Source organism: Pseudomonas sp. PAMC25584 (genome assembly GCF_058135675.1).
This window is the reverse complement of sequence record NZ_CM176870.1, coordinates 419,403-444,189: the sequence shown is the minus strand read 5'-3', so window position 1 is coordinate 444,189 and position 24,787 is coordinate 419,403. Positions and strand designations below refer to the sequence as shown.

Annotated in this window: 25 protein-coding genes; 20 read left to right on the top strand and 5 right to left on the bottom strand. The window is 61.3% G+C overall.

Going from position 1 to position 24,787, the window contains the following annotated elements; all coding sequences use genetic code 11:
• Window positions 1–231 carry a hypothetical protein gene (locus tag ACS5Q8_RS01975; protein WP_276195940.1) on the bottom strand — a complete coding sequence of 77 codons (231 nt, stop codon included), beginning with the start codon at window positions 229–231 and terminating at the stop codon, window positions 1–3.
• Between ACS5Q8_RS01975 and argS the strand changes: the two genes are divergently transcribed.
• The 10 genes from argS to ACS5Q8_RS01925 all read left to right on the top strand — a co-directional run bounded on the left by argS (window position 202) and on the right by ACS5Q8_RS01925 (window position 11,878).
• The gene (argS, locus tag ACS5Q8_RS01970; protein WP_276195939.1) at window positions 202–1,938 is read left to right on the top strand and encodes an arginine--tRNA ligase; all 1,737 of its coding nucleotides are present in this window, start codon (window positions 202–204) and stop codon (window positions 1,936–1,938) included. The genes ACS5Q8_RS01975 and argS overlap by 30 nt on opposite strands.
• A gap of 1 nt (window position 1,939) precedes the next feature.
• Window positions 1,940–2,641 (top strand): SPOR domain-containing protein, encoded by a 702-nt coding sequence (locus ACS5Q8_RS01965; RefSeq protein WP_276195938.1) that lies wholly within the window; start codon window positions 1,940–1,942, stop codon window positions 2,639–2,641.
• A gap of 271 nt (window positions 2,642–2,912) precedes the next feature.
• Complete coding sequence (hslV, locus tag ACS5Q8_RS01960) at window positions 2,913–3,443, top strand: ATP-dependent protease subunit HslV (RefSeq protein ID WP_247399883.1); 531 nt, start codon at window positions 2,913–2,915, stop codon at window positions 3,441–3,443.
• A gap of 37 nt (window positions 3,444–3,480) precedes the next feature.
• Complete coding sequence (gene hslU, locus ACS5Q8_RS01955; protein ID WP_276195936.1) at window positions 3,481–4,818, top strand: ATP-dependent protease ATPase subunit HslU; 1,338 nt, start codon at window positions 3,481–3,483, stop codon at window positions 4,816–4,818.
• A 106-nt stretch (window positions 4,819–4,924) separates the two neighbouring features.
• A protein-coding gene (locus tag ACS5Q8_RS01950; protein WP_095019831.1) for an IS3 family transposase occupies window positions 4,925–6,087 on the top strand; the annotation gives its coding sequence in 2 pieces (ribosomal slippage) (window positions 4,925–5,180 and window positions 5,180–6,087; 1,164 coding nt in all).
• Between the two features lie 56 nt (window positions 6,088–6,143).
• Complete coding sequence (locus ACS5Q8_RS01945; RefSeq protein ID WP_276195935.1) at window positions 6,144–6,521, top strand: gamma-butyrobetaine hydroxylase family protein; 378 nt, start codon at window positions 6,144–6,146, stop codon at window positions 6,519–6,521.
• Window positions 6,522–6,770: 249 nt separating this feature from the next.
• Entirely contained in the window at window positions 6,771–8,450 is a 1,680-nt protein-coding gene (gene phaC / locus ACS5Q8_RS01940) for a class II poly(R)-hydroxyalkanoic acid synthase (RefSeq protein WP_276195933.1), read from the top strand.
• A gap of 162 nt (window positions 8,451–8,612) precedes the next feature.
• Window positions 8,613–9,458, top strand: coding sequence for a poly(3-hydroxyalkanoate) depolymerase (gene phaZ, locus ACS5Q8_RS01935; RefSeq protein WP_247399872.1), 846 nt, complete (start codon window positions 8,613–8,615; stop codon window positions 9,456–9,458).
• 88 nt (window positions 9,459–9,546) lie between these two features.
• Window positions 9,547–11,229 carry a class II poly(R)-hydroxyalkanoic acid synthase gene (phaC, locus tag ACS5Q8_RS01930; RefSeq protein ID WP_276195932.1) on the top strand — a complete coding sequence of 561 codons (1,683 nt, stop codon included), beginning with the start codon at window positions 9,547–9,549 and terminating at the stop codon, window positions 11,227–11,229.
• Window positions 11,230–11,257: 28 nt separating this feature from the next.
• Complete coding sequence (locus tag ACS5Q8_RS01925; protein WP_276195931.1) at window positions 11,258–11,878, top strand: TetR/AcrR family transcriptional regulator; 621 nt, start codon at window positions 11,258–11,260, stop codon at window positions 11,876–11,878.
• 23 nt (window positions 11,879–11,901) lie between these two features.
• Here ACS5Q8_RS01925 and ACS5Q8_RS01920 read toward each other — a convergent pair whose 3' ends face one another.
• Window positions 11,902–12,597: a response regulator transcription factor gene (locus ACS5Q8_RS01920; protein ID WP_276195930.1), complete on the bottom strand. Its 696-nt coding sequence runs from the start codon at window positions 12,595–12,597 to the stop codon at window positions 11,902–11,904.
• Window positions 12,598–12,957: 360 nt separating this feature from the next.
• Between ACS5Q8_RS01920 and ACS5Q8_RS01915 the strand changes: the two genes are divergently transcribed.
• The 6 genes from ACS5Q8_RS01915 (at window position 12,958) to ACS5Q8_RS01890 (ending at window position 19,441) form a co-directional block, all read left to right on the top strand.
• The gene (locus ACS5Q8_RS01915) at window positions 12,958–13,539 is read left to right on the top strand and encodes a fimbrial protein (RefSeq protein WP_276195929.1); all 582 of its coding nucleotides are present in this window, start codon (window positions 12,958–12,960) and stop codon (window positions 13,537–13,539) included.
• A gap of 82 nt (window positions 13,540–13,621) precedes the next feature.
• Window positions 13,622–14,398 carry a fimbrial biogenesis chaperone gene (locus ACS5Q8_RS01910; RefSeq protein ID WP_443693755.1) on the top strand — a complete coding sequence of 259 codons (777 nt, stop codon included), beginning with the start codon at window positions 13,622–13,624 and terminating at the stop codon, window positions 14,396–14,398.
• 8 nt (window positions 14,399–14,406) lie between these two features.
• Entirely contained in the window at window positions 14,407–15,174 is a 768-nt protein-coding gene (locus tag ACS5Q8_RS01905) for a fimbrial biogenesis chaperone (protein WP_465159785.1), read from the top strand.
• Between the two features lie 147 nt (window positions 15,175–15,321).
• Window positions 15,322–17,889, top strand: a complete 2,568-nt coding sequence (locus tag ACS5Q8_RS01900) for a fimbria/pilus outer membrane usher protein (RefSeq protein ID WP_465159784.1) — start codon at window positions 15,322–15,324, stop codon at window positions 17,887–17,889.
• Window positions 17,890–17,932: 43 nt separating this feature from the next.
• Entirely contained in the window at window positions 17,933–18,895 is a 963-nt protein-coding gene (locus tag ACS5Q8_RS01895; protein ID WP_465159783.1) for a fimbrial protein, read from the top strand.
• An 18-nt stretch (window positions 18,896–18,913) separates the two neighbouring features.
• A complete protein-coding gene (locus ACS5Q8_RS01890; protein ID WP_276195925.1) occupies window positions 18,914–19,441 on the top strand; it encodes a fimbrial protein in 528 nt (175 codons plus the stop codon).
• A gap of 72 nt (window positions 19,442–19,513) precedes the next feature.
• On the opposite strand, the gene ACS5Q8_RS01885 is transcribed toward ACS5Q8_RS01890, so the two are convergent.
• The 3 genes from ACS5Q8_RS01885 to ACS5Q8_RS01875 all read right to left on the bottom strand — a co-directional run bounded on the left by ACS5Q8_RS01885 (window position 19,514) and on the right by ACS5Q8_RS01875 (window position 21,213).
• Window positions 19,514–20,398, bottom strand: a complete 885-nt coding sequence (locus tag ACS5Q8_RS01885) for a phasin family protein (protein WP_465159782.1) — start codon at window positions 20,396–20,398, stop codon at window positions 19,514–19,516.
• A 12-nt stretch (window positions 20,399–20,410) separates the two neighbouring features.
• On the bottom strand, window positions 20,411–20,833 hold the full coding sequence (locus ACS5Q8_RS01880) for a phasin family protein (RefSeq protein WP_247397023.1): 423 nt from the start codon (window positions 20,831–20,833) through the stop codon (window positions 20,411–20,413).
• 104 nt (window positions 20,834–20,937) lie between these two features.
• Window positions 20,938–21,213 carry a polyhydroxyalkanoic acid system family protein gene (locus ACS5Q8_RS01875; RefSeq protein WP_247397021.1) on the bottom strand — a complete coding sequence of 92 codons (276 nt, stop codon included), beginning with the start codon at window positions 21,211–21,213 and terminating at the stop codon, window positions 20,938–20,940.
• A 144-nt stretch (window positions 21,214–21,357) separates the two neighbouring features.
• On the opposite strand from ACS5Q8_RS01875, the gene ubiE reads away from it, so the two are divergent.
• From ubiE to hisI, 4 genes are read left to right on the top strand one after another with little or no spacing between them, the layout of a single operon-like run.
• Window positions 21,358–22,128 (top strand): bifunctional demethylmenaquinone methyltransferase/2-methoxy-6-polyprenyl-1,4-benzoquinol methylase UbiE, encoded by a 771-nt coding sequence (gene ubiE, locus ACS5Q8_RS01870; RefSeq protein WP_106577513.1) that lies wholly within the window; start codon window positions 21,358–21,360, stop codon window positions 22,126–22,128.
• On the top strand, window positions 22,128–22,751 hold the full coding sequence (locus ACS5Q8_RS01865) for a ubiquinone biosynthesis accessory factor UbiJ (RefSeq protein WP_276195921.1): 624 nt from the start codon (window positions 22,128–22,130) through the stop codon (window positions 22,749–22,751). Before ubiE ends, ACS5Q8_RS01865 begins: the two co-directional genes overlap by 1 nt.
• Window positions 22,748–24,352 carry a ubiquinone biosynthesis regulatory protein kinase UbiB gene (gene ubiB / locus ACS5Q8_RS01860; RefSeq protein ID WP_276195919.1) on the top strand — a complete coding sequence of 535 codons (1,605 nt, stop codon included), beginning with the start codon at window positions 22,748–22,750 and terminating at the stop codon, window positions 24,350–24,352. Before ACS5Q8_RS01865 ends, ubiB begins: the two co-directional genes overlap by 4 nt.
• Window positions 24,353–24,393: 41 nt before the next feature.
• Entirely contained in the window at window positions 24,394–24,786 is a 393-nt protein-coding gene (gene hisI / locus ACS5Q8_RS01855; protein WP_017849884.1) for a phosphoribosyl-AMP cyclohydrolase, read from the top strand.
• Window position 24,787: the final 1 nt, after the last annotated feature.

The window sequence follows — 24,787 nt, the reverse complement described above, 5'->3', positions numbered from 1 at the left end:
TTAAATCGCCATCACCGGCACGCCAGGCCCCGCATTTTGAAATGTGAACACGCTTAAATGTGGCAGCGGGCTTACCCGCGATGAGGCCCGCAGGTCCGCCATCTGGTCTGAACGGTTGGCAAGCCTGCCCTCGCCACGGATAATGCCCAGTTTTTCCACCTGCGCATCGCGCGCCACCGCTTGCGGTCGAAAGAGAACACCATGAAAGACACCATTCGCCAGCTGATCCAACAAGCCCTCACCCAACTCGTCAACGAAGGTGTGTTGCCTGAAGGCCTGACGCCGGCGATCCAGGTGGAAAACACCCGCGACAAGACCCACGGTGACTTCGCCAGCAACATCGCGATGATGCTGGCCAAGCCGGCCGGCATGAAGCCGCGCGACCTGGCGGAGAAAATCATCGCCGCGCTGCCGGCCGATCCGCAGGTGAGCAAGGCCGAAATCGCCGGCCCGGGCTTTATCAATATCTTCCAGAACACCGAGGCCCTGGCTTCACGCCTCGATGCCGCCCTGGCCGACGCCAAAATCGGCGTGCGCAAGGCCGGCCCCGCAGAGCGCGTGGCCATCGACCTGTCGGCGCCCAACCTGGCCAAAGAGATGCACGTCGGCCACCTGCGCTCGACCATCATCGGCGACGGCGTGGCACGGGTGCTGGAGTTTCTCGGCGACACCGTGATCCGTCAGAACCACGTGGGCGACTGGGGCACCCAGTTCGGCATGCTGATGGCCTACCTGCAGGAAAACCCGATCACCAGCAACGAGCTGTCGGACCTGGAAAACTTCTACCGCGCCGCGAAGAAGCGCTTCGACGAATCCGAAGCCTTCGCCGACCGCGCCCGTGGCCTGGTGGTCAAGCTGCAAGCCGGCGACAAGGAATGCCTGGCGTTGTGGTCGCGTTTCCGCGAAATCTCTCTGGCCCACTGCCAGAAAATCTACGAACTGCTCAACGTCAAGCTGACCATGGCCGACGTCATGGGCGAAAGCGCCTACAACGACGACCTGATCAACGTGGTCAACGACCTCAAGGCCAAAGGCCTGCTGGTGGAAAGTAACGGCGCGCAGTGCGTGTTCCTCGAAGAATTCAAGACCGCCGAGGGCGAGCCGCTGCCGGTGATCATCGTCAAGGCCGATGGTGGCTACCTCTACGCCACCACCGACCTGGCCGCCGTGCGCTACCGCAGCGGCGTGCTCAAGGCCGACCGTGCGTTGTATTTCGTCGACCAGCGCCAGGCCCTGCACTTCCAGCAGGTGTTCGAAGTAGCGCGCCGCGCCGGTTTCGTCACGCACCCGATGCACATGGAACACATGGGGTTCGGCACCATGAACGGCGCCGACGGCCGCCCGTTCAAGACCCGTGACGGCGGCACCGTGAAGCTGATCGACCTGCTGAACGAAGCTCAGGAACGTGCCTACAACCTGGTGAAGGAAAAGAACCCGGAGCTGGCGGACGCCGACCTGCGCAACATCGCTCGCGTGGTGGGCATTGGCGCGGTGAAATACGCCGACCTGTCCAAGCACCGCACCAGCGACTACAGCTTCAACTTCGAGCTGATGCTCAACTTCGAAGGCAACACCGCGCCGTACCTGCTGTACGCCTACACCCGCGTGGCCGGGGTGTTCCGCAAGCTGGGCAAGGACTTCAGCGAAGTGCAGGGGCAGATCGTGCTGGAAGCGCCCCAGGAACAGGAACTGGGCGCCAAGCTGGCGCAATTCGCTGAAGTGCTGAACAGCGTCGGCGAGAAAGGCACGCCGCATATCCTCTGCACTTACCTGTACGAAGTCGCCGGGCTGTTCTCCAGCTTCTACGAGAACTGCCCGATCCTCACCGCCGACGACGAAGCCCACAAGCAAAGTCGCCTGCGCCTCGCCGCACTGGCTGGACGGACCCTCAAGCAAGGCCTGGAACTGTTGGGCCTGGAAACTCTGGAGCGTATGTAAGTTGGCTGCCAAGAAAAAACCTGCACCCAAGCGTGGCGCCAGCCGCTACCAGGCTCCGGCGAAGAAGCCTATTCCGGGCTGGCTGTGGATGGCCATCGGCCTCACGGTCGGCGCGTTCATCGTATTTCTGATGAAGCTGGACCCAGGCCAGGGCGATGACGTCAAACGGGTCAAACAGGAGCAGCAAAAAGCCACGAAAATGGCCGAAGCCAACAAGACCGCCCCAAGCCCGACCGCGCCGGTGAAGCCGAAGTACGACTTCTACACGCTGCTGCCGGAATCGGAAGTGATCGTGCCGCCCGACGCCGTGCCGGAGAAAACCCTGCCGACGCCGCAAGTACCGACCACGCCGGTCACCCCGGCGGAAGCGGCCAAAATCGACACGGCACGGGCCCAGGCCGCGCTGGCCGGGATCACCCCGCCGCCACCGCCGCCGGTTGCGACCACCAAGGCGGCGCCGGTGACCAAGTTCTTCCTGCAGGCGGGCTCGTTCCCGAAACAGGCGGACGCCGATCGCGTGCGGGCGCAGATCATCCTGCTTGGCCAGGCGGTCACGGTGGAATCCGGCACCGTGAAGGACGCGACGTGGTATCGCGTGTTGGTGGGGCCGTTCAGCAACCGTGAACAACTGACCGTGGCGCAGAAACAATTGGCCGGCGCGGGCTTTAGCAACCTGTTGTTACAACAGCGCCAGAGCCGCTGATCTAAAGCCAATACGGATCAAAATGTGGGAGGGGCTTGCCCCCGATAGCGGTAGATCAGTCAATATTTTCGGCGACTGATACACCGCGATCGGGGGCAAGTCGAATCGTCGCACCGCCCCTCCCACATTGGTTTTAGGCGGTTCTCGAAAGTGTGTCAGACCAATAGACACCATTCGTCCGTACCAACCTCCCAAGGTTGAAATCATCCCCGCTACCCCCATATCAGTTCCCACCAGGGCATTTTCGCCCCGCTGCGTGGAGACTCTCCTCTTGACCACCATCGTTTCAGTACGTCGCCACGGCAAAGTCGTCATGGGCGGCGACGGCCAGGTTTCTCTTGGCAATACCGTGATGAAAGGCAACGCAAAGAAAGTGCGCCTCCTGTACCACGGCCAGGTGCTCGCGGGCTTTGCCGGCGCTACCGCCGACGCCTTCACCCTGTTCGAGCGTTTCGAAGGCCAACTGGAAAAACACCAGGGTCATTTGGTTCGCGCCGCCGTCGAACTCGCCAAAGAATGGCGCACCGACCGCTCCCTCAGCCGCCTCGAAGCCATGCTGGCCGTCGCCAACAAAGACGCGTCCCTGATCATCACCGGTAACGGCGATGTGGTTGAGCCTGAACACGGGCTGATAGCCATGGGTTCCGGCGGTGGCTTCGCCCAAGCGGCAGCCAGCGCACTGTTGAAGAAAACCGACCTGTCGGCCCGCGAAATCGTCGAGACCGCACTCGGTATCGCCGGCGATATCTGCGTGTTCACCAACCACAACTTCACCATTGAGGAGCAGGACCTCGCCGAGTAAGCCGTAGGCTTATTCCCGCTTGAGGACCGCAAACACTATGTCCATGACTCCCCGCGAAATCGTCCATGAACTCAATCGCCATATCATCGGCCAGGACGATGCCAAGCGCGCCGTTGCCATTGCGCTGCGTAACCGCTGGCGCCGGATGCAACTGCCGGAAGAACTGCGCGTTGAAGTAACGCCGAAGAACATCCTGATGATCGGCCCGACCGGCGTCGGTAAAACCGAGATCGCCCGGCGCCTGGCTAAGCTGGCCAATGCCCCGTTCATCAAGGTCGAAGCGACCAAGTTCACCGAAGTCGGCTACGTGGGCCGCGACGTTGAATCGATCATTCGTGACCTGGCCGACGCCGCTCTGAAACTGCTGCGCGAACAGGAAATGACCAAGGTCAGCCACCGCGCCGAAGACGCCGCCGAAGAACGCATCCTCGACGCCCTGCTGCCACCGGCCCGCATGGGCTTCAACGAAGACGCCGCACCCGCCTCGGATTCCAACACCCGTCAGCTGTTCCGCAAGCGCCTGCGTGAAGGCCAGTTGGACGACAAGGAAATCGAGATCGAAGTCGCCGAAATGTCCGGCGTCGACATCTCCGCGCCGCCTGGCATGGAAGAAATGACCAGCCAGTTGCAGAACCTGTTCGCCAACATGGGCAAGGGCAAGAAAAAAAGCCGCAAGCTCAAGGTGAAGGACGCGCTGAAGCTGGTGCGCGACGAAGAAGCCGGGCGCCTGGTCAATGAGGAAGAACTCAAGGCCAAGGCCCTGGAAGCGGTCGAGCAGCACGGCATCGTGTTTATCGATGAGATCGACAAAGTGGCCAAGCGCGGTAACTCCGGCGGCGTCGACGTGTCCCGCGAGGGCGTACAGCGCGACCTGCTGCCGCTGATCGAAGGCTGCACCGTCAACACCAAGCTGGGCATGGTCAAGACCGACCACATCCTGTTTATCGCGTCCGGTGCGTTCCACCTGAGCAAACCAAGCGACCTGGTGCCGGAACTGCAAGGCCGCCTGCCGATTCGCGTGGAGCTCAAGGCGCTGACCCCGGGCGACTTCGAACGCATCCTCAGCGAGCCGCACGCCTCGCTCACCGAGCAATACCGTGAGCTGCTGAAAACCGAAGGCCTCGCCATCGAGTTCCTGCCGGACGGCATCAAGCGCCTGGCGGAAATCGCCTGGCAGGTCAACGAGAAGACCGAGAACATCGGTGCCCGTCGCCTGCACACCTTGCTCGAACGCCTGCTCGAGGAAGTGTCCTTCAGCGCCGGCGACCTGGCCGGTGCGCAGAATGGCGAAGCGATCCAGATCGACGCCGACTACGTCAACAGCCACCTGGGCGAATTGGCGCAGAACGAAGATCTGTCTCGCTATATCCTGTAAACCTCACACAGCACTGCTTTGCTTCAATGTAGGAGGGGGCTTTGTAGTGGTCTAATGAAACCGGACACCCTTTTAGGCGAGAATACTCGCCAGATCGAGGTGTCAGATGACCAAACAACGCCGTACCTTTTCCGCTGAATTCAAACGCGAGGCTGCCGACCTCGTGCTCAAGCAAAACTACAGCTTCATCGAAGCCAGTCGTTCACTGAGTGTTGGTGAGTCGGCGCTGCGCCGCTGGGTCGACCAGCTTCAGCAAGAGCGCACCGGCGTCACGCCCCAGAGCAAGGCCCTGACACCAGAGCAGCAAAAAATCCAGGAGTTGGAAGCTCGGATTGCTCGCCTCGAGCGCGAGAAATCAATATTAAAAAAGGCTACCGCGCTCTTGATGTCGGAAGATCTCGAGCGTACGCGCTGATCAATCAGCTAAGCGTCCATGAGCCTGTTGACTGCTTGTGCGAGGCGTTTGAGGTCGCTCGTTCGGGGTACTACGCGCATCGTCTAAGGCGGCGAACACCAGATGTTGAGCGGCTCAGGCTGCGTAGCCGAGTGAGCGAGTTGTTCACCCAGGGCCGAAGTGCTCCCGGCAGTCGAAGCATCACGTTGATGATGCAAGAAGAAGGTGAGCAAATTGGACGGTTTAAGGTACGCAGGCTGATGCGTGAGCTGGAGTTGGTCAGCAAGCAGCCAGGATCACACGCCTATAAAAAGGCGACAGTCGAGCGGCCGGATATCCCAAATATATTGAACCGAGAATTTGATGTCGAAGCGCCCAACCAGGTCTGGTGCGGCGACATCACCTACATCTGGGCACAGGGGAAATGGCACTACCTTGCGGTTGTCATGGATCTTTACGCTCGTCGAGTGGTGGGCTGGGCGTTATCAGAAAAGCCGGATGCAGACTTGGTGATCAAGGCGTTGGACGTGGCTTACGAGCAGCGTGGCAAGCCGCAAGGCCTGCTATTTCACTCAGACCAGGGATCGCAATATGGCAGCCGCAACTTTCGCCAGCGGCTGTGGCGTTATCGCATGCGTCAGAGTATGAGCCGCCGAGGAAACTGCTGGGATAATGCGCCGATGGAGAGGGTTTTTCGCAGCTTGAAAACAGAGTGGATACCAACCACTGGCTACATGACCGGCCACCAGGCTCAGAGAGACATTAGCCAGTACCTGATGCATCACTACAACTGGATCCGACCTCATCAATTTAACGATGGATTGGCCCCAGCGAAAACGGAAGAAAAACTCAAAACCGTGTCCGGGATGAGTTGACCACTACACTTGCCCCCTCCTACATTTTGAAGCCGGTTTATTCAGGACCCTCATCAATGTCGAAATTTCCTACGGCTGTAAACCTGCACAAAACCTCAAACACCCTCGGCCTCACCTACGGCGCCGAAGAGGTCTACCAGTTGCCCGCCGAATTCCTCCGGGTACATTCGCCTTCCGCCGAAGTCCAGGGCCACGGCAAACCGATCCTGCAATTCGGCAAGCTCAACGTGCGCTTGAGCAAGATCGAACCGGCCGGTCAGTACGCACTGAAATTGATCTTCGACGACGGGCACGACAGTGGATTGTTCACCTGGGACTACCTCTATCAATTGGCCGTGCGTCAGGACGCGCTGTGGATCGATTACCTCGCCGAACTCAAAGCGGCCGGTAAAACCCGCGACCCGGATCAGTCGGTCGTGCGGCTGATGCTCTAGCCCAGGCTTCTTGCTCTTTAGAGGGCATTTTCTAATTCCATCTGCTTGAATGCCCACTCCTGTGGCCAATGATTGGCCCACTTGCGAAAAAAAATAAACTCGGGTAACCAATGGAACTGGCAAGTTCCCTGCATTTGACGATGCGGTATCAACGGTCACCCGAGTCGCAGTACCTGGCTTGTGTTGTGTATCGAAACGTGGTGCGCAGCGGTACCCGGTACTCGTCTTTCGGACAATGGAGCGTCGTAGATGAGTAACAAGAATAACGATGACTTGAAACGCCAGGCCTCGGAAAACACCTTGGGGCTGAACCCGATCATCGCGTTACGTAAAAAGGACTTATTGGCCTCGGCGAAGATGGTGCTGAGCCAAGCCATCAGACAACCGTTGCACAGCGTCAAGCATGTCGCCCACTTTGGCGTCGAATTGAAAAATGTGATGTTCGGCAAGTCCGTGCTAGCGCCCGAAAGCGATGACCGTCGCTTTCAAGACCCGGCCTGGAGCCAGAACCCACTCTACAAACGTTACCTGCAAACCTACCTGGCGTGGCGCAAGGAACTGCACGACTGGATCGGCGACAGCAACCTGTCGGAGCAGGACATCAGCCGCGGTCACTTCGTGATCAACCTGATGACCGAAGCCATGGCCCCCTCCAATACGGCGGCCAACCCGGCGGCGGTCAAGCGCTTCTTTGAAACCGGCGGCAAAAGCCTGCTGGACGGCCTGTCCCACCTGGCCAAGGACATGGTGCATAACGGCGGCATGCCGAGCCAGGTCAACATGGGCGCCTTTGAAGTGGGCAAGTCCCTGGGCACCACCGAAGGCGCGGTGGTGTTTCGCAATGACGTGCTGGAGCTGATCCAGTACAAGCCAATCACCGAACAGGTCCACGAACGCCCGCTGCTGGTGGTGCCGCCGCAGATCAACAAATTCTATGTCTTCGACCTGAGCCCGGATAAGAGCCTGGCACGTTTCTGCCTGCGCAACGGCCAGCAGACGTTTATCGTCAGTTGGCGTAATCCGACCAAGGCCCAGCGCGAATGGGGCCTGTCGACGTATATCGAGGCGCTCAAGGAAGCGGTCGATGTGGTCACCGCGATTACCGGCAGCAAAGACATCAACATGCTCGGCGCCTGCTCCGGCGGCATCACCTGCACCGCCCTGCTCGGTCACTACGCGGCGCTGGGGGAGAAGAAGGTCAACGCCCTGACCCTGCTGGTGAGCGTGCTCGACACCACGCTGGACACGCAGGTGGCGCTGTTTGTGGATGAGCAGACGCTGGAAGCGGCCAAGCGCCATTCCTACCAGGCCGGCGTACTGGAAGGCCGCGACATGGCCAAGGTGTTTGCCTGGATGCGCCCCAACGACCTGATCTGGAATTACTGGGTCAACAACTACCTGCTGGGCAACGAGCCGCCGGTGTTCGACATCCTGTTCTGGAACAACGACACCACGCGCTTGCCGGCGGCATTCCACGGCGACCTGATCGAGCTGTTCAAGAACAACCCGCTGGTGCGCGCCAATGCCCTGGAGGTGTGCGGCACGCCGATCGACCTCAAGCAGGTCACAGCCGATATCTACTCATTGGCTGGCACCAACGACCACATCACGCCGTGGCAGTCCTGCTACAAGTCGGCGCAACTGTTTGGCGGCAAGGTGGAATTTGTGCTGTCCAGCAGCGGGCATATCCAGAGCATTCTCAACCCGCCGGGCAACCCCAAGGCGCGCTACCAGACCAGCGACAGCCTGGCGGGAAAACCGCTGGAGTGGCAGGAAAATGCCACCAAGCACACGGATTCCTGGTGGTTGCATTGGCAGGTGTGGCAGGCAGAACGGGCGGGCAAGTTGAAGAAGGCACCGACGACATTAGGCAATAAAACCTACGCCGCAGCCGAAGCCGCACCGGGTACCTATGTGCATGAACGCTAGAGCACACTTTTTTTGCATTGAAATGGGATCAAATGTGGGAGGGGGCTTGCCCCCGATGCAGGCGGCGCGGTGTATCTGTTACACCGCAGTGATGCTATCGGGAGCAAGCCCCCTCCCACATTTGGAGTGCATTCTAGCTGGAATACTTCACAGGGCTTGAGCATGCCGCAACCGTTCATCTTCCGCACCATCGACCTGGATGGCCAAACCATCCGCACGGCGGTACGCCCGGGCAAGCCGCACTTGACGCCGCTGCTGATCTTCAACGGCATCGGCGCCAACCTCGAGCTGGTGTTTCCGTTCGTCCAGGCGCTGGACCCGGACCTGGAAGTGATCGCCTTCGATGTACCGGGCGTCGGCGGTTCCTCCACGCCCAAGCGGCCGTATCGCTTTCCCGGCCTGGCCAAACTCACCGCGCGCATGCTCGATTACCTGGACTACGGCCAGGTGAATGTGGTGGGCGTGTCCTGGGGCGGCGCGTTGGCGCAGCAGTTTGCCTACGACTACCCGGAGCGCTGCAAGAAGCTGATTCTCGCCGCGACCGCCGCCGGTGCGGTGATGGTGCCAGGCAAGCCGAAAGTGCTGTGGCTGATGGCGAGCCCGCGGCGCTATATCCAGCCGTCCCACGTGGTGCGCATTGCGCCGATGATTTATGGCGGCTCGTTCCGTCGCGATTCGAAACTGGCCGCCGAACACGCGAGCAAAGTGCGCTCGGCCGGCAAGCTGGGCTACTACTGGCAACTGTTCGCAGGGCTGGGCTGGACCAGCATCCACTGGCTGCACAAGATCCGTCAGCCGACCCTGGTGCTGGCCGGGGACGACGACCCGCTGATCCCGCTGATCAACATGCGCATGCTCGCCTGGCGTATTCCCAACGCACAGTTGCACATCATCGATGATGGCCACCTGTTCCTGATCACCCGCGCCGAAGCCGTGGCGCCGATCATCATGAAATTTCTCGAGGAGGAGCGCCTGCGCGCGGTGATTCATCCCCGTCCGGCGGTGTAAGGACCACACCGCCGCGCAACTTGCCGAGAACCGACTATGGTTCTGAATTGGCGTGCCTGTTGATGGTTTGACGAAGGAGTGTTGGCTCATGCGAGAAAGACCCGTGACGAACCCGGCGCCCACCCCTGCCGTGTTCATCAACGCGCAAAATGCGATCACCGGCCTGCGCGGCCGGGACTTGCTGTCGACTCTGCGCAGCGTCGCCGCCCACAGTTTGCGCAACCCGGTGCATACCGCCCGTCATGCCCTGGCCCTCGGCGGCCAACTGGGGCGCGTGCTGCTCGGCGAAACGGTGCATGAACCCAACCCCCACGACAGCCGCTTCATCGACCCGACCTGGGCCCTCAACCCGCTGTATCGGCGTAGCCTGCAGGCGTATTTGAGCTGGCAGAAACAGACCCGCCGCTGGATCGATGACAGCACCCTGAACGCCGATGACCGCGCCCGTGCGCACTTCGCCTTCAGCCTGATCAACGATGCGGTATCGCCCTCCAACACCCTGCTCAACCCGCTAGCCATCAAGGAGTTGCTCAACTCCGGCGGCAACAGCGTGGTGCGCGGCGTAAGCAACCTGTTCGAAGACTTGCTGCACAACAACGGCCTGCCGCGCCAGGTCAGCAAGCACGCCTTTGAAGTGGGCAAGACCGTTGCCACCACCCCAGGCTCGGTGGTGTTTCGCAATGAACTGCTGGAGCTGATCCAGTACAAGCCCATGAGCGAAAAACAGTACGCCAAACCGCTGCTGATCGTGCCGCCGCAAATCAACAAGTACTACATCTTCGACCTGAGCCCAGCCAACAGCTTTGTGCAGTACGCCCTGAAAAATGGCCTGCAGACCTTCATCGTCAGCTGGCGCAACCCGGATGTACGCCACCGCGAATGGGGCCTGTCCACCTATGTGGCCGCGCTGGAGGAGGCACTCAACGTCTGCCGCGCCATCACTGGCGCCCGCGAGGTCAACCTGATGGGCGCCTGTGCCGGCGGCCTGACCATCGCCGCCCTGCAAGGCCACCTGCAAGCCAAGCGCCAACTGCGCCGTGTCTCCAGCGCCAGCTATCTGGTGAGCCTGCTCGACAGCCAGATCGACAGCCCCGCCACCCTGTTCGCCGACGAGCAAACCCTGGAAGCCGCCAAGCGCCGCTCCTACCAGCAGGGCGTGCTGGATGGCCGCGACATGGCCAAGGTGTTTGCCTGGATGCGCCCCAACGACCTGATCTGGAACTACTGGATCAACAACTACCTGTTGGGCAAGGAACCGCCGGCCTTCGACATCCTGTACTGGAACAACGACAACACGCGCCTGCCCGCCGCCCTGCATGGCGACCTGCTGGACTTCTTCAAGCACAACCCGCTGAGCCATCCCGGTGGCCTGGAGGTGTGCGGCACGCCCATCGACCTGCAAAAGGTCACGGTGGACAGCTTCAGCGTGGCCGGGATCAACGACCACATCACGCCATGGGATGCGGTGTACCGCTCCACCCAATTGCTGGGCGGTGAGCGGCGCTTCGTGTTGTCCAACAGCGGGCATATCCAGAGCATCCTCAACCCGCCGGGCAACCCCAAGGCCAACTACGTCGAAAACCTCAAGCTGAGCAGCGACCCGCGCGCCTGGTACTACGACGCCAGCCATGTCGAAGGCAGTTGGTGGCCACAGTGGCTGGCCTGGATTCAACAGCGCTCGGGCGTACAACGCGAAACCCTCACCGCCCTGGGCAACCAGAATTACCCTCCGATGGAAGCAGCGCCAGGCACTTACGTGCGGGTCCGCTGAGCTCAACGATCCTATTTAAGAAGACCGGATGAAGACCCGCGACCGTATCCTCGAATGTGCCCTGCAGTTGTTCAACCACAAGGGCGAACCCAACGTGTCGACCATGGAGGTGGCCAATGAAATGGGGATCAGCCCCGGCAATCTCTACTACCACTTCCATGGCAAGGAGCCGCTGGTGCTCGGGCTGTTCGAGCGTTTTCAGAGTGAGCTGTCGCCCCTGCTCGATCCACCGCCGGGCGCGCAACTGGAGGCCCAGGATTACTGGCTGTTCCTGCACCTGATTGTCGAGCGCATGGCCCATTACCGGTTTCTGTTCCAGGACCTGTCGAACCTGGCGGGGCGCCTGCCGAAGCTGGCAAGGGGCATTCGCAACCTGCTCACGGCGCTCAAGCGCACCCTGGCGTCATTGCTCGCACGGCTGCAGGCGGCGGGGCAGTTGGTCAGCGGCACCCAGGCGCTGGGCCAACTGGTGGAACAGATCACGCTGACCCTGCTGTTTTCCCTGGACTACCAACGCATTCTCGACCGAGAAGGCGAGGTGCAGGTGGTGGTGTACCAGATCATGATGCTGGTCGCGCCGCACCTGTTGCCGGCGGCGCGGGAAGCAACGGAGCGCTTGGCGCTGCGCTATATGGACGATCCGGTTTAACTGTCCGTCTTACAGACACTGCGTCATTGAGGCTCACCGAACTGGTGAGAGAACTTGAACAGCTCGCAGTCACTCCGGATGCCCAATTTTCGATAAGCCGATTGTTTTTGCGTGCTGATCGTACTTGCGCTGCGCGAGAACTTTGCCGCAATCGAATTGACGGTCATACCATCCAAAAAACAACGCAGTACTTCCTGCTCCTTGGGCGTGAGGCAAGCATGCAAGCGTTGCGGGATCGATAACTCTTTGTTCGATCCGGTTGTCGCAATATCGCGAATCGGCGGTATCCCCCGTAGTGTCGGCAACATACAAGGCTGCAAGTAAATCCCGCCTTGGGCGACCGTGCGAATCGCCGTGATCAATTCAATCAGATTCTGGGTTTTGCCCAACACGCCCCAACTTCCGGCGTTCAACGCCAGTGAGACCGTAGCGGGGGTGTAGTGCGAAGCAACAACAATAGGCCTGCACTGGCTGAATCGTCGATTCAGCGTCTGGATCAGACTGAGGCCATCCATGTCCGAGGGCCCCAGGATAAAGTCCATCACCACGATATCCGCCGACCGCTGGGCGAGCGCCTCCAGCAACTCCCTGGCGGTCCCGAAGGAGCCGATGACAGTGAGATCGGCCTCTTTGCTCAGCCCCAATTCGATCCCCTGTCGAACCATCTCATGGTCATCGAGCAACATGACCGCATAGGTATCGGAAAGTGAAGTAGTCATCACGAAACCTGCATAAGTGGATTCAGCTCATGACAAACAAACTCTCGCCATTACACGCTCGGTATATCCCAGGCCAAACCACTGAGCAATACTGAAACAGACTAAGACTGACGCTTTCAGCAGTGTCTGACAGTTGTGTCTTACAGAAAAGTTGCAACAGCGCTATTTAGAAAAAACCCGAATAGGCGCCGATTGTTTTTTCGAACAATCACGAGACAAATTTCGTTACTTCTCTATAGGAAAACCACTGGTTCCAGCGAACAATTACGCCGTCCTCTCCACTTGAAAACGACAAACAAACTTCAGACCCATGGTTTGAAGTGGTGACGGGGCTACCGCTAATTTACGATCGGAAACACTATGAACAACAACGCACTATCCACCGTTGCGGCCATGCTTGCCGTGACCGCCGCCGTCTCGCAACCCGCTCTCGCGGCAACGGATGGCACCCTCAATTTCAGTGGGTTGGTGAACGACGTGACCTGTACCGTCGAAGGCTCGGCGCCGGGCACCGGCGCAGTGGTCAAGGACGTCAACCTGGGAGGCGTCGCCGCTGCGCGCCTGGCGAACCCGGGCGATCGCGCCAACCTGACCGGTTTCACCATTCGCATCGGTGGGCCGGGCGAAGGCAGTTGCGCTAACGGCCGCACCGCGATGGTGGCTTTCGACCCAACCAGCCCGGCCATCGATGTGGCGACCGGGCGTTTGAACATCGATGGCTACAACGACCCGGCCGACACCACCAACGCCAAGAACGTACAGATCGAAGTGACTAACCGCGATGGCTCTCCCATCCACGTCTACACCGAGAAATCGGCGGGGGTGGTGATCGCCGACAACCAGGCCGTCATCCCACTGGCCGCGCAAATGTACGCCAGCGGCGCCGCCACCGAAGGAACGGTCCGCACGCGGGTCGGCTTCCTGGTCGAGTACGCCGATTAAGGGACCAGCATGCCGGCCTTGCACGCAACGGACCTGCGCCGTCGTGCAGGGTCTGCCCGCTGACTCGAAGAGCATTCAGATGATGAAAACAATCGCCCGCCTTGCCCTAGCCTGCTGTGCTGTCGGAGGGTTCTCGCTGCTAGCATCCAGCGCCCACGCGGGCGTGATTATCTACGGCACACGCGTAATCTACCCAGCCGACCGGCAAGAGGTGGTTGTACGCCTGGAGAACAAGGGCAACCGCCCGGCGCTGGTGCAGACCTGGCTGGATGCCGGCGACGTGCGCTCGACACCCGCGACAGCGCAAACACCGTTCAGCCTGTCGCCGCCGATCTTCCGCATCGAGCCCCATCAGCAACAGGCGGTGCGCCTGCGCTATGCCGGCGAATCAGCCCCCGGCGACCGTGAACGCCTGTACTGGCTGAATGTGCTCGAAGTCCCCCCGCTGGCCGCCGATGCCGCGCAGAACAACCAGATCGAACTCGCGTTCCGCAGCCGCTTGCGGGTATTCCTGCGACCGCAGGCACTGCCCTACCCGGTCAGCAGCGCCCCGGCGAAACTGCAATGGCAACTGGTGCGCCACGACCAGGGTTTTGCCCTACAGGCAACCAATCCGACGCCGTACCATATTTCCCTCACCTCGGTTGACTTGCTGAGCGACGGCAAACGCTTCAGCAAAGCACCGAACAAGGCCGCCAACGACAGCCTGTTGATGCCGGCCGGTGATGTGAAACGCTTTGTACTGCCGCTGCTGCGCGAACGCCCCAGCGGCGCGCCCCAGGTTGAGTTCACGACGGTCAGCGACTTCGGCGCCCGCGTGCGCCATTCGGCGGGCCTCACCCCTGCCTCCACCCAGTGACTGACGGTATGAACGCTACTTCCCTTTCACACCTGCCAGCCAAGTGCCTGCTGTTGACGTGGGCGCTGTTCGGCGCCGCCGTCGTGCAGGCCAGCGTGGTGATCAACAGCACGCGCATCGTCTACCCGCAGCAAGCCAAGGAGGTGACGGTCCGGCTCGAAAGCAAGAACCAGGCGCCGGTGCTGATCCAGGCATGGCTGGACAACGGCGACGAGCGCTTGACGCCGGACCTCGCCGCAGCGCCCTTTGTCGCCACGCCACCGATCTTTCGCATGGAGCCGGGTAAACAACAGGTCGTGCGCCTGGCCTACACGGGCGACACCTTGCCGTCGGCCGAGGAAAGCCTGTTCTGGTTCAACGTACTGGAAGTGCCCGCGCAAACGCCAGGCGCCCAACAGGGCAATCAGTTGCAGCTCGCCTTCCGCTCGCGGATCAAGCTGTTTTTCCGTCCGCAGAACCTGCCTTACGCGGTCGAGGCCGCGCCTGGAAAACTGCAATGGCGCCGCGTTTCGAACGCGCAAGGCCAGGCGCTGGAGGTCTACAACCCGAGCCCTTATCACGTGACCTTCGAACAGATCGACCTGCTGGAGTCGGGGCGGCGTCATCCCCGCCAGGTCGCCACATCAGGCGCCGAAAACATGGTGACACCCGGCGCTCGCCAACGCTTCGAACTACCCACCCTGAAAACGCCGCCAGGTGCCGCGGCCACCGTAGAGTTCCGCACGCTCGACGATTTCGGGGCCAAGGTCTCGCACAGCACCAAGGTCGCGCCATGACCGCCTAAATACGTCCGCCAGCACCTCTGCAGGCCGGCTGGCCGCCTCACTCACTGCATTCCACACGTTCGGTTGATGCCCTTTTTTCAGGGCAGGGCTTACCCATGCCCGAATTCGAACAGCACCTATTTTCCGGGAACGGTCACCATGCGTTTGAACATGCCCGCCAGGCCAGGCCACGGGCCCCTGACACACCCTCGATTGCGGCTAACGACACGATGCCTGTTACTGCTGAGCAGCGCTCATGCCCTGGATGCCCACGCGGCGGAGCATGTCGCATTCAACCCGGCCTTCTTTGCGGATCGCGCGGGCGGCCTGCAGGTCGATATTTCAAAGTTCAGCCAGGGCAACATTGTGCTGCCCGGCAGCTACCGCGCCGACGTCCACCTCAACGGCCAGTGGATCGGGCGCGAAACCGTGTCGTTCGCGGCGGTCGAAGGCCAGAACAGCACGCAGTTGTGCCTAGGGCGTGAGGCGCTGCTCAGGTTCGGCGTCGACCTGGACGCGGTCGACCGGCAATCCGCCCAAGCCGGTGTCGCCGCCCCTTCACCGTTTACCGACTGTGCCGATATCGCCACCTACCTGCCGGGCGCCAGCAGCCCATTCGACGCCGGCGAAAACCGCCTGGACCTGCAGATTCCGCAGATCTACCTGGCACGCAAGGCGCGCGGCTATGTCGACCCGCGCCAGTGGGACAGCGGCATCGATGCCGCCTTTGTGCGCTACAACGCCAATACCTTTGCGACCCGCACCAACGGTCGCGCGCTCAGCTCCCATTATCTAGGCCTCAATACCGGGCTTAACCTGGGCGATTGGCATTGGCGCCACAACGGCAGCTACAGCCAAACCGACAGCGCCTCGGGTTATCAAAGCAACGCCACCTACGTGCAACGCGACGTAAGCCCGCTGCAGTCACAACTGATGGTGGGCGAGATCCACACCCCGGGCGAGTTATTCGACAGCGTGCGCCTGCGCGGGGCCAGCCTGTTCAGCGATGACCGCATGCTGCCAGACTCCCAGACCGGCTTTGCGCCCGTCGTGCGTGGCGTCGCCGAGACCAACGCGCGGGTCAGCGTGCGCCAACGCGGCGTGTTATTGGACGAGGTTTCCGTCGCCCCCGGCCCGTTCGTGCTCAATGACTTGTTCCCGACCGGCTATGGGGGCGACCTGAACGTCACGATCACCGAAGCCGATGGGCGTCGGCGCGAGTTCGTCGTGCCGTTCGCCGCCAACGCCAACCTGTTGCGTGCCGGCTATAAGCGCTACTCGGTGAGTCTCGGCCAACTGGATGAAATTGGCGTGCGCCACCCTCCCAAACTGCTGCAGGCCACCTACCAGCATGGCCTCAGCAACCTGTTGACCGGCTACACCGGCGCGGTGCTGGCCGACGACTACAGCTCGCAACTGGCGGGTGCGGCATTCAACACGGCGTTTGGCGCGCTGTCTTTGGACCTGACCCACTCCAGCGCTCACCTGAAAGGGCACGGCTTCCTTGAGGGGCAAAGCCTGCAGATGCGCTACAGCAAGAACTTCGCAGACACCGGCACCCACTTTGCGCTCGGCGCCTACCGGTATTCCACCGAAGGCTTCCTGAGCGTGGCCGACGCGGCACGCGTGCGTGGCCTCGCCATCGACGGGCTGCGCGTCGACAGCCTGTCGCGGCTGCGTGACCGGATGGATATCAGCCTCAACCAGAGCCTGGGCGTCGGCACGGTGTACCTGACCGGTTCCTCACAAAACTACTGGAACCGCAAAAGCGCCAACCTGACCTTCACCGCCGGTTACAGCGGTGCCTGGAAAGGCATTCACTACACCCTCAGCGCCCAGCGCAGCCGTGACTTGCTGAGCGAACGCGTCGACAAGCAAGTGGACTTGACCCTGAGCCTGCCCCTGGGCAACGGCCCACGCTCGCCGACCTTGACCACCACGGCCTATCGCGGCGATCAAAGCAGCGGCGAGCGCGTGACCCTCGGCGGCAGCCTGGGTGAACGCAGCGAGTTCAGCTACGGCATCGGCGCCAGCCAGACGCACGGCAGAGGCAACGCCAGCAGTGCCGACATGAAATACCAGACCGGCCAAGGTGTGCTTTCCGCCAGCGTTGGCCAGAGCAGTGCCTACCGTTCGGCATCGTTCGGCATGACCGGCGGCATGGTCGCGCATGCCGGCGGCGTGACCTTCGCGCCGGAGTTGGGCGATACCGTCGGCATCGTCCAGGCGCCCGACGCCGAGGGCGCACGGATCAACGGCAACCACAGCGCTCAAATCGGCAAGCGCGGTTATGCCGTGGTCCCCCACCTCACGCCGTACCGCCGCAACGTCGTCGAGTTGGACCCCAAGGACCTTTCCATCGATGTGGAGCTCAAGAGCGCCGCGCAAAACGTCGCCCCCCGCGCCGGTTCGGTGGTGAAGCTGCAATTCGCCACGGTCAGCGGCCAGGCCTTGTTGATCACGGCCCTGCGCGAGGATGGCAATCCACTTCCCTTTGGTTCAGATGTCTTCGATGAAGACGGTGCCAGTGTCGGCATTGTCGGGCAGGGCGGTAAGGCGTTTGTCCGTGTGGCGCGCCCTAAGGGGCCGTTGACGGTCAAGTGGGGGGCCGATGCCGGGGGCATATGCCAGTTGGACTACGACCTGGGTACGAAATCGGCGGCTAAAGGCGCTAACCGCCTGCGCCATCTGAACGCGGGCGCCTGCAAAGGCAGTGCGGGCGGTTGATCCGGCGCAGGCAAGCGCCCTACTTTTTATGGCGGGACTGAAGATGAAACACTCCACAAACCTCGTTTCAATACTGCTCGTGCTTGGCTTGCCAATCGCGGCTCAAGCGGCGTGCGAGAGCTATCCTCCTGACGCCGAGCTTGGCCTCTCCCTCCCGGCCGTGATTACCGTCCCCGACAGCCTGCCGCTGGGAAGTGTGATCGCCCAACACGCATTCAGCGGCTCGGTGCCGGCCCTCTTCTACAATTGCCGCACCGGCACCCCAGCTTCGGCCTTCGGGCGCTATGCAAGACCCTTGGACCCGATAACCGGGTCCTATCCGACCGAGGCACCCGGGGTTGGCATGCGGCTGCTGATCACCGACGCCCGCCCATCGACCAGCGCCTATGCCATCGAAAGTTTTAGCGGCGCCGTCGTGCCGCCCGGAAGGCACCCCTCCTTCACGAACGCGGAGGTGATCCTTTACAAAATCGGGCCGGTAACAGACGGGGTCGTGCCTGCCGGAACTATCTTTGAATACAGACTGCACGGCCCCTGGGGTTACTTAGGCCGCTTTAGCCTGAGGCTCAACAACTCGGTACGCTTCGTCAGACCCGCCGCCACCTGCGACCTGGCGGCCGGTGACGTCAACCGCACGATCTCGCTTGACCCCGTTCAAGTCAGCGCCTTCGAAAATGCCATCAGCGCAGGCGCGCGCGACTTCGAGTTGACGGCGAACTGCAGCGACGCCACCCACGTCACCTTTCGGTTTGCCGGTACCCCCGCCCCTGGGCACGACGCGCTCTTCGCCAATACCGGCAGCGCCGGTGGCATCGGGCTGTGGCTGTATTCGCGGATCAATGGGGTGGCCCAGACGATTAGCGCCAACGGCACCGATAGCAGCCGCACGCTGGTGGTTTCCGACAACCGTGCGGTCTTGCCACTCGGCGCCGCCTATCACCAAAACGGCGCGGTCAGCCAAGGCACGCTCGCCAGTACCGCCACCGTCAACATTACCTATAACTGAAACGCCGGAGATTACCCGATGAACATCCGCACGCTGCCGCGACTGCTGGCAATCACTGCTGGCCTCAGCGCCCATGCGGCTCAGGCCGCAACCACAGGCACCTTGAACTTTGTCGGCCAGGTCAACGCCGGTACCTGCAACCTGGCGGCCGGCGATCTGAACCGTACCCTCACACTGCCGACCATCAAGATCGCCGACTTTGATGCAACGCCCTCCACAGGCGCCTTCGATTTCGAGATATCGGCCGACTGCGAATCGGACATCCGCAACGTCACGTTCCTGTTCGCGGGCAGCGCCTCGACCGGCAACGCCGTGCTGTTTGCCAATACGGGAACCTCAGGCGGCACGGCCCTTTGGCTGCTGCACCGCGCGACACCCGGTTACACCATCCCCGCCAACGGCACCGACGCCCAGCGCAGCCGCACGGTGGAGACCAGCAGCAACAAGGCGGTGTTGCCACTCACAGCGGCGTACCATAAAACCGGCGCAGCGGTCACCCAAGGCACCCTGGCCAGCGCCGTGACGGTGTCGATCACGTACAACTGACCGCCCCATTATGCGCACGTAAAAAAACGCCCGACCTTCACAGGCCGGGCGTTTTTTTGTGTCCCGAGTAGATCAGGACTGACTGGATGGCGTCGGGGTTACCGACGCTGCAGTCGGTGCAGGCGCAGCAGTCGGCGCGGTTGCCGAGTTGGCGCTTGAAGCGCTGGGCGCCGGGGTCGCAGGCTTGGCGGCCACGGCCGGCTTCGCTGCTGCGGGCTTCTTCGCGGCTACCGGCTTCTTCGCGGCGGCAGGTTTGGCCAGCGCTGGCTTGGCCGCAGGTTTGGCGGCAGCCGTTTTAGCAGCGGGTTTGGCTGCGGCCTTGGCGGCAGGTTTAACGGCCGGCTTGGCAGCGGCTTTAGCGGCCACTGGTTTAGCGGCAGGCTTGGCCGCCGGTTTAGCCGCCGCAACTTTCGCAGCCGGCTTGGCAGCCGGTTTAACCACGGCTTTGGCGGGCGCTTTGGCCGCAGGTTTGGCAGCCGGCTTGGCGGCGGCTTTAGCCAGTGGCTTGGCGGCAGCGGTTTTAGTCGCTGGCTTAGCCGCAGCAGCAGCCTTCACCGGCGTCACTTTGGCACCGGTGAGTTTTTCGATTTGTTTGGTCAGCGTGTCAACCTTGCTGTGCAGTGCCTTCACTTCACTACGGCTAGGAACACCCAGTCGTGAAATGGCACTGTGGAGACGTTTGTCGAAAGCCCCTTCCAATTCGCCCCATTTATCACTGAGTTTCGACTTGGCGGAACCTGCAGTCGCTTTGGCTGCATCCACTTGTTTGCCGACGGTGCTCTTGGTCAACTTCTCGGCCTTCTCGCCGTCTTTAACCAATGTCTCGAAGAGTTTGCTGCCGTCACTGTCGATCTTCGAGTAAACGCCTAAACCAGCCAGCCAGATCTTGCGGGAATATTCTTCAACTTTCCCGACCCACGAGCTGCCTTCTTTCTGAGTAGTCTTTTTAACAGCCATCCCGATGTCTCCTTAGTGTTTACGCGCGACACGTTCGAGCAATGCCGTCAGCTCTTCGAGCTTAGCAGAGAGTGTCTCCACGTCATGTTTAGACGCAATGCCGATTCGATTCAAGGCACTTGCAACACGCGTGTCAAAAGCTTTTTCAACTTTATCCAGTTGAACTTCTACCCGACCTTTGACGCTGGCGATATTACTCGTTACTTGGTCAATCTGACTGTTGGCCGCATCAAGTTGTTCAAGTGCAACTTTTTTGCCTTTACTTTCAACATGTTGACCGGTCTTAACCAGCTCTTTGAAGTACTCGCCGCCCTCGCTTCCGACCTTGGCATAGACCCCTAGGCCTGCCAGCCAGATCTTGCGGGCATAGGTTTTAACGTCGTCCAGGGCGTGGCTCGGGGCGTCGATTTTTTTCTTCAGGATAACTTTGGCCATGATGCACCTCACGTAAAAAGGGTGGAGGAACGGCCCGCAGAAGTTGAGGGCGTGGGCACAAAGTAGGCAGAAAAATTAGAATCGGCACCCTAAGAACAGCGGGATCAGGCCAAGGCTTTATCCAGGGCTTTCTCGATTTCAGTCTTGATGGTGCCACTCATGGCCGACATCAACAGGCCCAGTTCCACATCAATACGCAACAGATCATCGGCGACCAACACCGTGCCTTTAACCCCCGAACGCTTGAGGTTCAACGTATCGCCCGACCACGAAGGCTGCAGGCCATATTGATCCTGGAGTTTCTGTGCCAGCTTCTCGGCCTTCGCCCGTGCGCCTTCTTTACCCAGGGAATGCGCACGTTCAACAGTGATACGGGCCATTGCAATGACTCCTCTTTATAACGACTTGAACACCTGCCATGCGGCAAAAGGTCTCGGTGAGCACCTATCTTACCTTCAGCCTTGCCAAGACAAAGCAGGCCTTGGGGATTATCATGTCCCGCATTCAATTTTGGTGACAGCGATATGACTGATCAGCGCAAAGGCAGCGATGCCGAACCCACCACTCACTTCGGCTTCAAGAACGTCCCGGAAAGCCAGAAAGCGGAAAAAGTCGCTGAAGTGTTCCACTCCGTTGCGGCCAAGTACGACCTGATGAACGACGTGCTCTCCGGCGGCATGCACCGCCTGTGGAAGCGCTTCACCATCGAGTTGTCGGGTGTACGCACTGGCAACCGCGTGCTGGACATCGCGGGTGGTACCGGCGACTTGGCGGCCAAGTTCTCCAAGCTCGTCGGCCCGACCGGCCAGGTGGTGCTGGCGGATATCAACGGTTCGATGCTCAAGGTCGGCCGTGATCGCCTGCTCGACAAAGGCGTGGCCGGCAATATCGAATTCGTCCAGGCCGATGCGGAAAAGCTGCCGTTCCCCGACAACCATTTCGACTGCGTGACCATCGCGTTCGGCCTGCGCAACGTGACCCACAAGGAAGACGCGATCCGCTCGATGCTGCGCGTGCTCAAGCCCGGTGGCCGCCTGCTGGTGCTGGAGTTCTCCAAACCGACCAACGCGCTGATGTCCAAGGTCTACGACACCTACTCGTTCGCCTTCATGCCGTTGATGGGCAAGCTGATCACCAACGACGCCGAGAGCTATCGCTACCTGGCCGAGTCGATCCGCATGCACCCCGACCAGGAAACCCTGAAGTCGATGATGGTGGACGCCGGTTTCGACCGCGTGACCTACCACAACATGACCTCAGGCATCGTCGCCCTGCACCGCGGCATCAAGCCCTGATGCTGTTCCAAGGCTTGCTCGCCAGCGTCGAACTCGGTGTCAACCGGGTGCTGCGCCTGGACAGCACCGCCCTGGCGCGGCTCGCGCACTTGAACGGCAAGATCATCGCCGTCGACTGCACGAGCCCGGCCTTGCAGCTGTTTATCCTGCCCAGCGATGAAGGCCTATTGCTCGCGACCCAGTGGGCCGCCGAGGCCGACTGCACCCTGCGTGCGCCGGCCTCGAGCCTGTTGCACCTGGCGCTGAGCCGCAACAAGACCGCCATCCTCCACAGCCCCGAAGTAGCGCTGGAAGGCGACAGCGCGGCGCTGATGGACCTGGCCGCCGTGCTGCAAGACCTGGAACTGGACTGGGAATACGAACTGTCGCGCTGGATCGGCCCCGTGGCCACCCAGTTGATCAGCGGTCACCTGCGCAGCCGCACGCGCTGGTACCAGCAGGGGTTCGCCAGCCTCAACCAGAACCTCGCCGAATACCTGAGCGAAGAATCGCGCACCCTGGTCGGACAACGGGAAGCGCAAGCGCGCTTTCGTGAACTCGACAAGGCCAAAATCGACCTGGAACGCCTTGAGGCCCGCTTCGAGCGCCTGAGCCGTTCCCTTGATCCAAGCGATAACGCATGAAGCTGCTCGCCGTCCGCCGTTTGTTCCGTATCCAGCGCGTCGTCATCCGCTACCGCCTCGATGACCTGCTGTTCGCCCTGCCCTTGCCGTGGTTCCTGCTGGCCGTGCGTTACGTGCTGCCGTGGCGCTGGTTCCCACGCAAGCCACTGGACCTGAGCCGTGGCACGCGCCTGCGCCTGGCCTTGCAGGATTTGGGGCCAATCTTTATCAAGTTCGGGCAGATCCTCTCGACCCGTCGCGACCTGTTGCCCGAAGACATCGCCGACGAGCTGATGCTGCTGCAGGACCGCGTGCCGCCGTTCGATTCGCAGCAATCGATGAAGCTGATCGAAGAGCAGTTGGGCAAGAAGATCAGCGACGTGTTCAGCCGTTTCGACGTCGAGCCCCTGGCTTCGGCCTCGGTGGCGCAAGTGCATGCGGCGCAGCTCAAGACCGGCGAAGAAGTGGTGGTGAAGGTGATTCGCCCAGGCCTCAAGGCGATCATCGGCCAGGACCTGGCGTGGCTGTTCATTCTCGCCCGCGCCGCCGAACGCTTCTCCGCCGACGCGCGCCTGCTGCACCCGGTCGACGTGGTCGCCGACTACGAAAAAACCATCTACGACGAACTCGACCTGCTGCGCGAAGCGGCCAACGCCAGCCAGCTCAAGCGCAACTTTGAAGGCTCACCGCTGCTGTACGTGCCGCAAGTGTATTGGGACTGGTGCCGCCCTAAAGTGTTGGTGATGGAGCGCATCTACGGCGTGCAGGTCACCGACCTCGCGACGCTGACCGACCAGCGCACCGACATGAAGATGCTCGCCGAGCGCGGCGTCGAGATCTTCTTCACACAGGTGTTCCGCGACAGTTTCTTCCACGCCGACATGCACCCCGGCAATATCTTCGTCAGCACCATCAACCCGTGGAGCCCGCAGTACATTGCGATCGACTGCGGCATCGTCGGCAGCCTGACCCCGGAAGACCAGGACTACTTGGCGCGCAACCTGTTCGCCTTCTTCAAGCGTGACTACCGCCGCGTGGCGCAGTTGCACATCGATTCGGGTTGGGTGCCCGCAGAAACCAAGCTCAATGAATTCGAAGCGGCGATCCGCACCGTGTGCGAGCCGATCTTCGAAAAACCGCTAAAAGACATTTCCTTCGGCCAGGTACTGATGCGCCTGTTCCAGACCGCGCGGCGCTTCAATATGGAAGTGCAGCCGCAGTTGGTGCTACTGCAGAAAACCCTGCTGAACATTGAAGGCCTGGGCCGCCAGTTGTACCCGGACCTCGACCTGTGGAACACCGCCCAGCCGTTCCTCGAACGCTGGATGCGCGAACGGGTCAGCCCGAAAACCCTGCTGGGCAACCTGCAGAGCCAGGTGGAGCAACTGCCGCACCTGGCCAACATGACCCGCGACCTGCTGGAGCGCATGTCCCAGCCCCACGCCAAGGACCCGGCGCCGCCGTGGCACACGCGCAAGGACGACTGGTTCCTGCGCCTGCTGGGCGCCGCGCATCTGGTCGGCGGTGTAATGCTGGCCATCGGCGGGCCGCTGAACCAACTGGGCCACTGGCCGGCCGGTATCATGGTCGCCGTGGGTGTTTATCTGATCGTGCGTCGGTAGCCAATCCGGTTATACACTGTCGCAAATTGCCGGAGCCGAAGATGAAAGACTGGCTGGATGAGATCAAGTGGGACAGTGACGGCCTGGTGCCGGCCATTGCCCAGGACTACAAGACCGGGCGCGTGCTGATGATGGCCTGGATGAACCGCGAGGCGCTGAGCCTCACCGCCGCTGAGCAGCGCGCCATTTACTGGTCACGTTCACGTGGCAAACTGTGGCGCAAGGGTGAAGAGTCCGGGCACGTACAAACCCTGCACGAGATACGCCTCGACTGCGACGCCGACGTGGTGATCCTCAAGGTCGAGCAGATCGGCGGTATCGCCTGCCACACCGGCCGCCACAGCTGCTTCTATCGCGTGTTCGAGAACGGCGAGTGGAAGGTTGTAGAGCCGGTACTCAAAGACCCGCACGCCATTTACTCGGCAGGACACTGAA